A 13,530-nucleotide genomic window follows, 5' to 3' on the forward strand; every position below is an offset into this window, starting at 1 on the left:
ATTTTCGGCAGTTAAATTATTAGATTCTCAGTTGCTTTGGTAATGTAGCTGAGAATCAACTCAAAATCTTGACGAATTTCGGCGAGTTGTTTGACTCCAGCATTAGAAGATGCGATCGCACTTTCTTCTTGTTGACGTGCGGCTGCAATTTGCTTGTCAATCTCGCCGTATACTTGTTGTTCAAATTCCCATAATTGTAAATGAATTTGATTTTCTAAATCTTTAGCTATTGATTGAAACTGGCTGGTAATATCGCGGCGAATATCTGCCATTTTTTGTTCTCGCTGCTTTTCTTGATGCATTGAATATGCATCTGTTGCTACTGCAAGCAAGGATAAAGCTGGTCCTAGAAAAATTGCTGCATTACCTATATTTTTAGCTATACCAACAGCTTGCCAAGGTTTAAATTTAAAGCCAACAGATTTACCCACCGCCAAAATAGTTTGATGTAAACCGCTTCCCATAACATCCCAAGAGCGCAGAAGTCCAGTATTATTGAAAACCCCAGTTGAATTCAAAAAACCTCTAGTAGCCAAATCTTTCAATTGCACTCCTGCTGTTTCTCCAATAGTTCTTAGCCAATTTACTTGACCTAAAATCAAGTTAGTTTTACCACCAGAATCTACATTTTTAGCCGATACATTTAAATCTCTACTTAAGCAAGTTATAAAAGTTTGCACTAAGTTTCCATTTAATACTTCTGCAACTTTTTCTCGAATATCTTCAACGGCTGTATTCACAACATATTGCAATTTTGTTTCTGCTTTTTCATAATGTTGTTGTATATTGATCTCTGACTGTTTGTTTAAAGCATTGAAATCTTGTTCAGTCCCTACCGCAGCAGCAAGGGTGATACCTTCCTTAGCAATGAAAGATGACATTTCTAAAGCTATACTATAAATTTTAGTTCGCAGACTTTCTCTTTCTTTTCGCACTGCTCTAGATAACTGTGTCAATACTTCCAAAAATGTCGTATCTTGGTTAGAGTTGCGTGTAAAGCTTAATTGAGCTTCATCAACAGAGGCTAAAACAATTCTTACTGGCGTATCAAATCGCGCAAGTGCGCCGCGACGTTCGACAAAATTGTTTAAAGCATCAATAAAAGTTTGAAATCTACTGATTTCAATGAGAAAATCCTCTTTTTGATCTACACCTTCACAATAATCTTTAGCATCGATAAAACAAACTGGAAATTCATCAAGACTGTCAGGTTTAAGTGCTTCAGCTAAACTCTGGCGATAATTAGCAATTTTTTGGGCTTCTTCTCCTGCTTCATCAGACATTTTATTGATCAGCAGTACCATTTTCCAGCGATAACCTTTTTCATAAGCTAGCTTCTTGAAATTCTCTACTGTAATTGCATCAAAAAGCATATAAGTGAGGCTAAATACTAGCAAGTCGGCTTTATTAATTGCCTCATAGGTAATCTCATCATGGTCTTCACGGTCTGTAAATAGACCTGGCGTATCTATCAGCTTGATACCGTTCCAGTCATAGCTAGCAATTACATCAGTTGCAATATCCGAATCTATTTTAATATCTCGTCGTCCTGTAAGTGCAGAAATAGTTGTGGATTTACCTGCATTATATTGACCAACAAAAGCTACAGAAATAATTCCATTTTCGCTATATTCTTTGACTTCATCACGAAATTTTTTCCGAATAGCCGTAATTTCAGGATGCTTAACTTGGGCTAATATTTTATCGAACTTTACAGAAGCATTTTTAAATTTCTCAGCTACGAGAGCAGCACTAAACTTTTGTGATTGAATCATTTCTAATTTCCTCTTTCCTCGATAACCGATGATAAATGATGGACATGACTAGTTAGCTTTAATTATGCCAACAAATTTGTATAACTAATTCTAGAGACGATGATCGGGCAGATCATCAATTAATGAATTTTTAGTATCACTAAATGAAGATTTGTTGCTTTGTATTACAATATCTTCCTGCAATACTTTTTTTAGAATTTCTTGGGATTTATGTATTTTGAAATCACATTTAGTTGTAATTATTATATTTATGCCAAAATCCCGCTGTACTTTACCAATAGTTTTGAAAATAACTTCATCATTCAAGGGTTCATATTTGTCCATACACCAATCAATGATACGTTTAGCATAAGCACGATTAAGATAATTAGCCGAGCTATCCAATTTACTCTTAACTGTTGAAAGTTGCTCACTGATCAACTCTAAACCTTGAATCAATTCATCAAAGTAGTTATTGATATTAAGTGTCACAGCTTCAGAATACTTACCAAATTCTTCTTTGGCTTTCTCAAGAGTTGTGTATTTATACTCCTGAACCTGACTTGACAATGAACTCGATATTTTTTGTACAGCTTCTCGACGCTTTTGGTCTTTTGATTTCATCCAATTGCTTGCTGCACCAACAATAGCAGCAGCAATACCTACAGGAATGGCAAAAGGCAAACCAAAAAAAGGTAAAATAACTGCTACTAGTCCTAAAATTCCACCGCCAATTTTTAGGAAATCTCTAAAATTATTAGAATCTTGTTGAATAAATTTAAAAGAACCATTATTCAAATTAGCCATTAATTGTATTTCATGACCAACCTCTTCTAGTATTTCCTGGACATCTTGATTAAACTGTTTACCATATTCCTCAAAAATATTCTTTAATCTTGCTTCAAATCTAATATTCTTTAGTTTTCTCTCCCATCCTAATTTCAACCCTATTTCGTTAGCCTCCCAATGCTCTTCTGCAAAGTCTGGAATACTGTTAAACACATCTTGAAAAATTGCTTCCATTTTTTGCAGTAAAGTTTCACGATTATCTTTTTTTGCTTTTTGGATATCTTTTATGATTTTTTCACGCTTACTTTTTAGCACTTCCGTCAGTTGTTGATAAATTTGTAACTGTTCAGTCACCCATTTATTTGGTTTGTCAATTGCACCAACTGTAGAACTAAGTAAAGTTTGCGATCGCCTAATCACTCCATGCTCAACTAACGACACTCGAATTGAGTTAAGAAAGTCCTGTATACGGCTGGCTTTAAACAGCTTATCTCTATGCTCTTTATGCTCTGGCTCTCGTGACATTTGTGCAGCCAAGAGCATCAAAGGAATAATCTCAAAGTAATCATTAGCATAATGCTGTTTCGCATAACGGCGGATGCGCTCAATGTGTCCACCCAAACCGCTGCTAGTATCCATAACAAACAGTTTATGTGGGTCTTTTAAAAAATGCTCTAACCTGCGATTATCACGTAAGTTATTCTTGATATTAAGTAATACAATCAGAGGTTTGGCTTTTTCTTTTAAAAGTTCTAAAAATTTAAATTCAGTTTCTTGAATGCTGTCATTTGTGACTACATAGCAAATAACATCAGATTCTTCAATAACACTTGCGGCAATTTCTTCATCACTTTTACCACCAGGCGCACCAATACCAGGAGTATCGATAATCCGAATATTTTTCCACTCATAAACGCGATTAAAACGTGTGGTGCGCTGCTTCCCTACACCAATCGCCTCCCAACCACCACCTGTAATAATTGCGTGGAGAGTGCTTTTACCAGCCTTAGTTTTACCCATAAAGGCTATACTAAAGTGATTTAGAGCGCGTTGTTTTGCACGCAGCGATTCCCTTACTCCTTCAAGCTCTTTTAGTGTTTCAGCAGTCAGCATATTTCTAGTACTTTCAAGCTGCTTTGCTACTTCTTTAGCTGTATTAGCTTGTCCCTTAGTACCTGTCTTGTTATGTATTGCTTCAGTAGCTATTGCAATATTTTTTGCTAAACTCTTAAGAGCATCATAAGCATTTTTAAGTGATTTCTCAGCATATTTATAATCTTCACTGGCAATAACCGCACATCGCTTAATTACATCGTCATATTCAGGTCCAGCCAGTAATATTTCTTGCCGTAGTTGCTCAACTTTTCGCCCAATATTTCCAGGAGCAACTTTCGCTAAATTATCTACCAAAGCACGGGAAAGAACTGAATCTAACCCTTGCAAAATACGCGAACTAGCAGATAATTCAGAATTGTCTTGATTATTAATAGAACGTTTAACTTCACCAGAGTTTTGTGCTTGTTTGAGTAATTTTTCAATTTCTGCATCTGACCAGTTCCAGATTTCTGCTACCTGGTTCACCATCTCCCGTTCTAATGGTGAAAAATAACCGTCAATATAGGCAATAGCTATTATCTGACGCATTGCTTCACTTTGTTCGCCAGCCGGAAGTTGACGCGCTACCTCTTCAACAGAGATGAAATTTTCATCTTGACTCAGTATTTTTTCCATTTCCTCAATGGTGTGTGTTCCCATTTTGGCTTGCTGTGCTAATTCTTTCAGTGCTTTTGCTTCTTCACTGTGAATTTGCTCATCAGCACACACCATATGAGTGAGGAGTAGAAATTGGTAGTTAATTTGCTGATAGGTTAGCAGCGACATTTTTACCCTGAGTGTAAATCTTATACTCAGTGTAAGCAATAACCATGATCGCCAACTTCAGAAAAATTACGGTACTTTTAAAATAGCTACTTACGAGTACATCACGGCGCAAATAAAGCTAATGCCTGAAAAGCTCGTAGTATAAGTGTTCTTTGCCAGGAGAAACGGCGAAGCGATCGCCTCCTCAGCAATGACATACAATATCCATGTATTCTTACAATCTGCAATTAGTTATAGTACAAGCGATTGTGGAAGTTATTGTCAAAGATGTATAAATGATTTTGCTTAATTATTGAGTTTAAATACAATCATCCCAATTAATACGAATAGGCCTAACGCTCTGCGAAAATAATTAACGCCTTGAAATAATTCCAGCCAAGCCCAAGTAAATAAGGAGCCATTTGCCAGTACTTCTAATAATGTATTGATTTTACCATTCGTAATAATTAGACTCAGTAAACTCGTTACTATCCAAACAATAAGCGGTAAGTTGGGAATCTGAGCTAAAACAATTTGTCCATCGTCATCACGGAAAGTTTTATCAAAGAATGTGTTGTTTGTCATTGTTGATTGCTATTTAGCTAAAAATTATTAACTAATTCAGAACCTAAGCAACTGGCATATATATCTTATGTCACAGGAGTCAAAAGTCCAAAAAACCTTGACACTTCGACTACCCTTCGGCTGGCTCAGGGCATCGCGCTCAGTGTGAACCCTTGACTCTTGAACCAGGTATATGTGCTAGTTGCATAAGTTCTGTAAATGCATAGAAGTCTTTTGCTCTAACTTAATTTGTGGATGCGATCGCTGATCCATAGATGGATATTCCAGCCTCTATGCTTTCTTTTATCTGACTAGCACCAAATCCTGATATGGTTAAAGTAGTAATTGTGCAACCGCAAATTAACCAACAGTAGACTCATTGCCAATCCCAGCCATCATTACTCCCACACTAAAAGAAGCGACAAACTACCCACATCATGAAGCGTAGGGCAAAAATCAACACTAGCACTACTCTTAAGAGAAACTTTCCCAGGCTTGAGCCACTAATTGACTAAGCCAGCGTCGTTGTTGCTTATTCAGCATAGGGTCGTCAGCAAGCACCTGGTTCGTTAATTCTTCTAAAGATTGGCCTTGAGCGCGGACAATTTTTACGACTCCGGCGATCGCCGCTGCTACCAATTCTTCGTCAACTGGCTTTTGTTGCAACGCTAAAATGTCTTGGGGGCTGTCTGGGATGGGATAATTCATGGCGTGGGTTTAAAGAAATGCAGTAATGAACAAAAGATTAGACAAATTATTAAAATTTCTTCACTTAATCTTTATGCAACTGATAGGGCGGAGTGTAGCGTACTTTATGCCTTCTTCAAATCTGTCTTAGTGAGTATATTGAGCGGAATTGTCAGCAAAAATGAAAGAAATACTTTATTTAGAAGTTCCAACTCCAGATACAGCAGCTGTATGCAGTTGGCTACATACAGATTTTGATCCAGAAAATGGAGAAAAATTGCTTACCCCAGAAGGCTTTCGCTTGCGAATATCTGCTGAGACTACAACATCCGATGCAGCTATTTCGGAACTTGCTGTTTTTGTTTGGTCAGTGCAGCGAACCACCTATTTAAAGGTGTTTCGTTGGACAGAACAATCTTTTCCCCAAGAGCAGCAAATCCTACAACGCCTGACTACTCAAATCAGAAGCCGCTTTCCCCATCACTACCCAGAACCGCCAGCAATTGATTTATCTCAGCAATCAATATTTGCCGCCCTAGAACCTTATTACCCTCTCACCGTCAAGTATTTTCAGAAAATGCCCAACGGCGAATATGACTTGCAACGTGCTTATTGGTGGGAGCAACGATGGCGGGAAGGAGTACGTAGTCCCCAGCAGCCGCGTCAGGTGGTATTTTCTGGTAAAAGGGACTGGGGAAAAGAAAATCTCAATCCCCAATACGACCTGATTTATATCGGCGGCGCATTAGGTGCAATTCATGCAGCTGTGATGGCGAAGTTGGGATATAAAGTGCTATTGGTGGAACGTTTGCCCTTTGGACGGATGAACCGGGAATGGAATATTTCCCGCGATGAGTTGCAAAGTTTAGTCAATCTGGGTTTGGTGACACCCGCAGAACTAGAAACCGTGATTGCGCGGGAGTACAAAGACGGATTTAATAAGTTTTTTGATGGCAATAATCCCCCAAAATTGCGATCGCCTATTTTACACACCCCCACAGTGCTAAATATCGCCTTAGACTCGGAGAAATGGCTGCAACTTTGCGGGCAAAAGCTCCGTGCCGCAGGTGGTGAAATCTGGGACGAGACGGAGTTTATGCGGGCTGATATAGATAAAACACAAATTGTTGTTAAAGTCAAGCATTTACCCACTCAAGTTGAGAAACAAATCAGTGGGCGACTACTCATAGATGCAATGGGAACAGCCTCCCCAATTGCTTGGCAATTAAATGGTGGTAGGGCATTTGATAGTGTCTGTCCCACAGTGGGAGCAGCTATTGAGAGCGGATTTCCAGCAGGAGTATGGGATTCTCAATATGGGGACGTACTTTATAGTCATGGTGATATTTCCCGGGGTAGACAACTAATCTGGGAATTATTCCCCGGTGCGGGAGAAGAACTGACGATTTATTTATTTCATTACCACGAAGTCAATGCTGAAAATCCTGGTTCCTTGCTGGAGATGTACGAAGACTTTTTCGCGATTTTGCCAGAGTATCGCCGCTGCGATCTAGACCAACTAGTGTGGAAAAAGCCGACATTCGGGTATATTCCAGGACATTTTAGTGTGGGAAGTAGCGATCGCACAATTGCCTTTGATAGATTAATTGCGATCGGTGATGCAGCATCACTCCAGTCTCCCCTCGTCTTTACTGGTTTTGGCTCTCTAGTGCGTAACTTAGAGCGCCTAACAAAACTTTTGGATACTGCCCTCAAACATAACCTACTGAGTTTCCGACACTTAAATCAAATTCGTGCCTACCAAAGTAACGTCTCAGTCACTTGGCTATTTTCCAAAGGTATGATGGTGCCAACAGGGAAATTTATCCCACCCCAGCGGATTAACGCCATGTTGAATACCTTCTTTGGGTTGTTGGCAGATGAACCCCCAGAGGTGGCAGATAATTTCATTAAAGATAGATGCGATTGGTTAACCTTTAACCGCCTAGCACTAAAAGCGGCTCGCAAAAATCCCGCCTTAATCTTGTGGATTTGGCAACTGGCAGGAGCTAAGGATTTATTCAGATGGCTGGGTAATTATTTTAACTTCAGTCTTTATGCCCTAGTTAGTGCAATCCTTGGTGGATGGTTCCCGCGCTTCCTGCGCTGGATAGGTCCCAAGCTAGAACCGCACTATCCAGCACTGTGGTTGCGATTATTGGTAATTAGCTACGCTCTTAGCACTGGCAAACCGCGATCGAAAAATCAGTCAGCCAAAGTCAACCCAGAAGCGATGATGCAAAAGTCGGAAGCCAGAATTGTCAATTAGTTAACGTGAGTTCGACGGATTTTAGAGGCTAAAAGCCTTGTCAATCAAAGATTGTTGAAACTAAGGCTGATAGCAACTCTCAATCATTAGTTGAGAATAAGGTCAATAATTGACAGATTCAAGAGTTACTGATTTTATTCTCAATAATCTCAAAAATTTTTAGGTTCTGTTAATTCTCAGACAATAATGCTGTCCAATGGTTTCAGCCTTTAAGGTTCATCGAACTCACGTTAACTTTGCGGAACCTTCACAACTGAGGGATCAAGCCATACAATGTTTACGTTCAGCGGCGGCGAAAATTGTTTTTGTCCCTACCGATAACCTCCACTCTGTCTGCAGTGAGACGATTGTTAGACCGCCGTGCATTGCAACTATTCCATAACTGGCGCTCTTAATCTACTTACTTTCTCTTCCCTGATAAGGCATCTTGCACAATCTTTCGTCCTTCCTGAGAATTTACAAATAAGCAGAACAGTCATTTCACCCACAATAGCATCCTAGCCGATAACCTCTCAATGAGGCTCCACTAAAGACTTTCGATTACTTAAGTATTGCTCTCAGTAAATACGCTTTCAACCATGTCTTAATCGGGGAATGAGGCGGTCTAATGTTCCTATTAAGCAGCTATAAGTAGCATTTGTAACACTACTAGTATTTTTATTCAGTCCTCCCCGACAGGATTTTTAGACCGTCGCTACTGAGGAAATTGATAAAGTGCTAGCTACTTGTTTTATAACGAACTTTTGACAGCAGCTTTTACAATTTTAAGATATTTGTTCTACGTACTTAAGTGGTGGTAAAGCTGTTCGTAGTCCTTTAGCTTTTTGATACATTCTCTTTGTAGCGATCGCCTACAAACATTTTCTGATATGGAGAGTTTTTTCAAAAGGGCAAAGACATAATCTGATCAATCCATTCTTCAGCCGTAGATACCTCCCAAACCAGGATAAGAGTATCAATTGCCTCACTGATGGGAAGACTTTGAGAAAGAATCAGCACGCCAGAACTCTTTTGAGACATGATGAACTGGCCAAACTCAGTCGGCATGGTTTTACGATCATGGGTGACAAGTACCCTACCATCTTGTGCCGCAATTGCCAAAACTTCTGAATCTTTTATACCTTCAAGCCCTGCTTCATTGGCTGATTGAAAATCTATGTTAGGCTTTCTACGAATGACACCAGCTACGATCGCCTGTTTGAGGTCGGCATCGGCTTGGAATCGAACTGTTGTCATACCCTGCCTTGCTTTTGCAGTTGAGCGGCTTTCAACTTCTGGTATAAAAGTGGACTCTTTTCTCTAAAAGAATGTTGCAACTGTTGAAATTCTGCTTCACCTGCTTCTAAATAAATATCAATCATCTCTCGATTAGCAAGATAGAAAGTGATTGCACCATAGACTTGCTCCAGCGACAGTAGCGGAAAGTTTTGGGCTATGCTTTCAGGTGACTCTCCATTCAGGAAGGAATAAACCACTGAATCGAGAGAAATGCGTGTTCCTGCAATCCAATACCCTTTGTGACCTTGTTCAACATACTGCTTTGTTGGGGTCGGTGTTAACGTCATAGGGCTAACTACTGCTTACTTCATAAAAATAATAAGCTATTCTTCAATTCTGCTGCTTCATGCTTCAAAAGCACCATAGAGGAACCAAAATGGATAAAATTGGCCGGGTTTAATTTAATGTGTGTCTTTCTCTTTGTAGTGATCGCCTGCAAGCAGTTTTTGAGATGGCGATCGCCTCTTGGCCAAAACAATCAAAAAGCCATGACTCATTAGACCCCTGACTGCTGACTATTTTGGCGAAAATTTGGCAGTTCCACAGATGCTAACGACTTACGTCCTTTGGGTGGACGTTGGGGATAAACTACTGGTGATGGCGAATTAGAATCAGTATTATCTTCAGGGAATGACTCTGGAGGTAAACCCGTTGTGGGAAATTCGACCTGATTTAATTGGGAAATTTCTGACCAATAGTCTTCATCTCCTTCGACCAAAGTTGCTTCAGTTAGGGGTAAAGCAGAGAATGAGGCAGAGTTTTCTTCCCATACAGTAGAAGTGGTTCCAGGGGAATTGATATCTCCCACAAACTGACTTTTTTGTGCAGTTTCTGGTTCTTCATCATCAGCAATAGTTGTTGCTAGAGTTTCCCACACAGCTGCATCGTCAACCTGATTATTGCTATCTACATTTTGTTTTGCAACTGTTGGTGATGAAGTAGATGCAGACTGGGAGGCGAAAAACATTTGGATGAGACTATCCAGTTGCTGATCAATATTTGCTGACCCTAGAGAATTATCATCAATGATGTTTAATGACTCCAAAGGTGAAACAGCTTGGTTTGTAGTCAGGGATTCATCGACTTCTAGTGAATTATCTGGCTGTACTGGTGACTGCGGCATGGTTTTCCGATTTGGCCAGTTCCACGGAGATGATGGAGTAGGAACCGGGTCACTTTTTTGGAACGGAGATGGGGGTGAGGCTTGACCCCAGGAATTTTCTAAATCATCAGTAGATGATTCTGGTTCTGCTGACCAAGGTTTAATTGGCTGCGCGTTGGGAAACAAAGACCGAGCTTTTCTCGAGAATCTTGTTTGTCTAGTCTGAGGATAATTTTCTGTATCTTCCGCAAAATCAGCATTAGGAAGTGGTGTTTCCAAACACTTTTCCAGAGCTGCTTTAAATTGCAAAGTCTGGCGTTGTTGTCGCATCAACCGAGTCTTTAACTCTCGACACGAAGTGTCTGATTGTGATAGCTGTTGAGATTGTTCACTATAGTTAGTTTGTAGGAGCGAACATTCCCGCTCTAACTGAGCAAGACGTTGCTGGCTAATTTGTAACTGTGCTTTATAAGTTTCGATGAAACTTTCCTGGCGTTGAACAGTTTGTAAAGTGGTTTCTAATTGTTGGAATAGGGACTGAATCTGTTCTTGAGCAGCAGCAAGTTCCTGCGTTTGTTGGTTAAGCATCGACTCAGTCGCGCTGGAGCGTCTCTTCTGCCACTGCACGGCCTTTTCTGACTCGATTAAGTCATCTTTTAACTGCTCTACCTGTTCATACAAGCCATTGTTTGCAGAACGTAATTCTTCATTTAATGTGAGTAATTTCTGAAATTCAGCATCAATAATTGCTTGTTTATCGCTGTCAGGCTCTGCAACCCAGTCTTGTTTGGTGGACTTCACTGATAGTTCTGCAACTTCAGTCTCCTGCGGCTCTTCCTTTGCTGGCTGGAGGAGGGGCAATTTCGGAATTGCCAAATTTTCATGAGGCACAACTGCATAAAAGGGACAACTTGCCTGTTCCCGTGATGGCAAGTTAGCAGAATTTCGAGATTCCATAAAAGCCTCATTGCTTGAGGCATCAGCGTCATTCATCACTTTTGACCCACCTGCTTAAAAATTTTTAGCAGTGCTGGCATTAGCATTGCTTATCAACTGTTTCTGACCAGGGTTGACGCAAGTAGCTTGGGAAAACCTGAGAATTCCCTGGCTTTATCTGTGGGCAGTGTTACTCTAAAAGCCAAGTGTAACTCTCCCCCAGCATGAGTAGTTAGTTATTGATCAGTGTTCCCCATTTTGCATCTAGAACTGATGACGTTATAACATTACAATACTGTCTCCCGCCAACCTGATGATGTCGGGTAACTGTAAGTAGGGCGACGTAAATAAAGCTAACTAACGGGAATCGTCATTCTTACAAAGTTCTGAGCGCTGGCTTCCGGCGCTCAACGCCAGTTAGTTCAAGTCGAGCCAGCCGCTTGCGGGGGTTGACCCCGTTGTGCAGACTGGCGTGGAAGACCCGCCCACACGACTGGCTCGACTTTGCGCTTTGTCATTTGTAAGTGTTTCAGGTGTATTTACGTTTCGTAATATAGTTTGGTTGATTATTGCCGAATTATTTAAATCGCTACATTGAATTCGTACACTAAAGAAAACTTAGTGCTGTATATAATTTACCAAACAGCCAGCCTTTTGCGGAAGTAGGGGGCAGGGAGCAAGAGTCAAGAGTCAAAGGTGTCATTAATTATCTGCCCAATACCCATTCTTTATTGCCTATTCCCCATTCCCCAGTCTCTCACGGTAGCCAGTGGGGTGCAAATCCGACTAAGGGAAGTTTTTCTGGTTTGATTTCGGTAGTTGTGGTGTCAGTAATGGGTAATAGGGGCATTAACCACAGACTACTGGTAGCGATCGCTTCACCATCATCTGTTTTCAAAGTGTTTGTTGATGGAGATGGGGCGGGATTTGTTTGTGGTGTCACTTGGTCAAATAATAAGCCTAGACCATCAGGCGATAGACTCATTTGTACATTCCGTTGTGCAACAGGTAACACTAATAATGGTTTTTGTTGCCCGGTTTTCAAATCAATCGCCACTAAATAGGGCTGTTCTATATATTGCTCCTTGGAAACTAGCTGTGTCAGCAAGCAATAAAGCGTGGGTGAAGCAGTATCAAACTGGCAACTGAGAATTGAACCTGTTGTTTTGAGTAAGGGTTTCTTGACACCTTGGTTTGTCACTAAAAACAAATCTCGCGTGAAATCTGTATTAAACTTAACCATTGCCGCTTGTGAGCCGTCCTTAGAGAAAGCTTGGACTAAGCCAAACTGCGGCAGAAAATCTAAAGGTTTACTGGCATCCCCTTCTAAAGATAATATTGCTGCTCCTTCACCTTGGGCAACAGCTACGGCTTTACTGTCGGGTGTGATCATAAAATCTCCCCCCGGTTGGCTTTTGAGGCGTTTAGGGATGGGCTTTTCTCCGGGTTTTTCGGTGGTTGTGGGCATAAACCACAGCCCAAAGTCACCGGGATTTGATTTGTTTCCCCGTTGGACAACGATCGCTTGTCCATCCGGCGATAAGTCAAATTTGAGATTTTGATATTCTTTATTATCTAAAACTAAATCCACTTTGCCTGATGCATCTGCTTGGTGATCAGATTGATCAGACACGCCGGTGGTTACTGTATACAACTGCGCTGATAGTAAGTCTTGACTTTTGGTTGTACGTGCAGAAAATAAAATTTTCTCCCCATTGGGAAATGGCTCGAAGTCCATCACAGTCAGGTCTTTGGGAGTCAGTACCTTTTTTTGTTCTTGAGTTAAGTTGTAGAGAACTAACTGTCCCAGGTTTTCTGGATCGGCTCCGATATAAAGAATGACGCGATCGCGTGTCCGAAAGTTGCCTGTAAAAGGCTGTAAGGTTCTATTGGTCTTTTCTTTGGCAGCGAACTGATCTTTTGCTCCTTGCAACAGCACTTTATAATTTGTGCCGTAGGGTGCTGGTGTTAAAAGTGTATAAACCATCCGCCGCCCAGCCCAACTGATTTTACCGGCGAGAGGCGGATCTGTTTTTAAGTTATCTTCTACACTTTTGATATCCATCGGGCGGCTAAAAGTCAGGGTGAAAGAAACATCTTCCGCCCCAATTTGTTGGTCTTGCCAGGTGAATTTCCGGACACTAGGCTTGACTGCATCACCTTGCCAGATCACTAATCCAATCAACAAGCTCAACAAGAGAATGAGTGCGATCGCCACGCGATCTAGTGGTTGAATAAATACTTTAGATTTAGTCATTTGTCATTTGTCATTTGTCATTTGCCTATTGCCT

General features: G+C 40.7%; 9 protein-coding genes. 1 reads left to right on the forward strand and 8 read right to left on the reverse strand.

Annotated elements, in window-relative coordinates:
• Nucleotides 1–11 precede the first annotated feature (11 nt).
• From CAL7507_RS11640 to CAL7507_RS11655, 4 genes are all read right to left on the reverse strand, one after another.
• Complete coding sequence (locus CAL7507_RS11640; RefSeq protein ID WP_015128674.1) at nt 12–1,775, reverse strand: GTPase; 1,764 nt, start codon at nt 1,773–1,775, stop codon at nt 12–14.
• 90 nt (nt 1,776–1,865) lie between these two features.
• Nucleotides 1,866–4,424, reverse strand: coding sequence for a GTPase (locus CAL7507_RS11645; protein WP_015128675.1), 2,559 nt, complete (start codon nt 4,422–4,424; stop codon nt 1,866–1,868).
• Between the two features lie 285 nt (nt 4,425–4,709).
• Nucleotides 4,710–4,988, reverse strand: coding sequence for a hypothetical protein (locus CAL7507_RS11650; protein WP_015128676.1), 279 nt, complete (start codon nt 4,986–4,988; stop codon nt 4,710–4,712).
• A gap of 453 nt (nt 4,989–5,441) precedes the next feature.
• On the reverse strand, nt 5,442–5,675 hold the full coding sequence (locus tag CAL7507_RS11655) for a hypothetical protein (protein WP_015128677.1): 234 nt from the start codon (nt 5,673–5,675) through the stop codon (nt 5,442–5,444).
• Between the two features lie 160 nt (nt 5,676–5,835).
• Here CAL7507_RS11655 and CAL7507_RS11660 point away from each other — a divergent pair, with 160 nt between their 5' ends.
• The gene (locus tag CAL7507_RS11660; RefSeq protein ID WP_015128678.1) at nt 5,836–7,923 is read left to right on the forward strand and encodes an NAD(P)/FAD-dependent oxidoreductase; all 2,088 of its coding nucleotides are present in this window, start codon (nt 5,836–5,838) and stop codon (nt 7,921–7,923) included.
• 882 nt (nt 7,924–8,805) lie between these two features.
• On the opposite strand, the gene CAL7507_RS11665 is transcribed toward CAL7507_RS11660, so the two are convergent.
• From CAL7507_RS11665 to CAL7507_RS11680, 4 genes are all read right to left on the reverse strand, one after another.
• Entirely contained in the window at nt 8,806–9,159 is a 354-nt protein-coding gene (locus CAL7507_RS11665; protein WP_015128679.1) for a DUF5615 family PIN-like protein, read from the reverse strand.
• Entirely contained in the window at nt 9,156–9,488 is a 333-nt protein-coding gene (locus CAL7507_RS11670; RefSeq protein ID WP_015128680.1) for a DUF433 domain-containing protein, read from the reverse strand. Before CAL7507_RS11670 ends, CAL7507_RS11665 begins: the two co-directional genes overlap by 4 nt.
• 209 nt (nt 9,489–9,697) lie before the next feature.
• Complete coding sequence (locus tag CAL7507_RS11675; protein ID WP_015128681.1) at nt 9,698–11,296, reverse strand: hypothetical protein; 1,599 nt, start codon at nt 11,294–11,296, stop codon at nt 9,698–9,700.
• A gap of 700 nt (nt 11,297–11,996) precedes the next feature.
• A complete protein-coding gene (locus CAL7507_RS11680) occupies nt 11,997–13,496 on the reverse strand; it encodes a hypothetical protein (RefSeq protein ID WP_015128682.1) in 1,500 nt (499 codons plus the stop codon).
• Nucleotides 13,497–13,530: the final 34 nt, after the last annotated feature.

This window comes from Calothrix sp. PCC 7507 (genome assembly GCF_000316575.1).
Classification (GTDB): domain Bacteria; phylum Cyanobacteriota; class Cyanobacteriia; order Cyanobacteriales; family Nostocaceae; genus Fortiea.

Coding starts and splice junctions, on each gene's coding strand:
- CAL7507_RS11675 (WP_015128681.1), bottom strand. CDS start 11,296: ATGAATGACGCTGATGCCTCAAGCAATGAGGCTTTTATGGAATCTCGA.
- CAL7507_RS11665 (WP_015128679.1), bottom strand. CDS start 9,159: ATGACAACAGTTCGATTCCAAGCCGATGCCGACCTCAAACAGGCGATC.
- CAL7507_RS11670 (WP_015128680.1), bottom strand. CDS start 9,488: ATGACGTTAACACCGACCCCAACAAAGCAGTATGTTGAACAAGGTCAC.
- CAL7507_RS11660 (WP_015128678.1), top strand. CDS start 5,836: ATGAAAGAAATACTTTATTTAGAAGTTCCAACTCCAGATACAGCAGCT.
- CAL7507_RS11650 (WP_015128676.1), bottom strand. CDS start 4,988: ATGACAAACAACACATTCTTTGATAAAACTTTCCGTGATGACGATGGA.
- CAL7507_RS11640 (WP_015128674.1), bottom strand. CDS start 1,775: ATGATTCAATCACAAAAGTTTAGTGCTGCTCTCGTAGCTGAGAAATTT.
- CAL7507_RS11680 (WP_015128682.1), bottom strand. CDS start 13,496: ATGACTAAATCTAAAGTATTTATTCAACCACTAGATCGCGTGGCGATC.
- CAL7507_RS11655 (WP_015128677.1), bottom strand. CDS start 5,675: ATGAATTATCCCATCCCAGACAGCCCCCAAGACATTTTAGCGTTGCAA.
- CAL7507_RS11645 (WP_015128675.1), bottom strand. CDS start 4,424: ATGTCGCTGCTAACCTATCAGCAAATTAACTACCAATTTCTACTCCTC.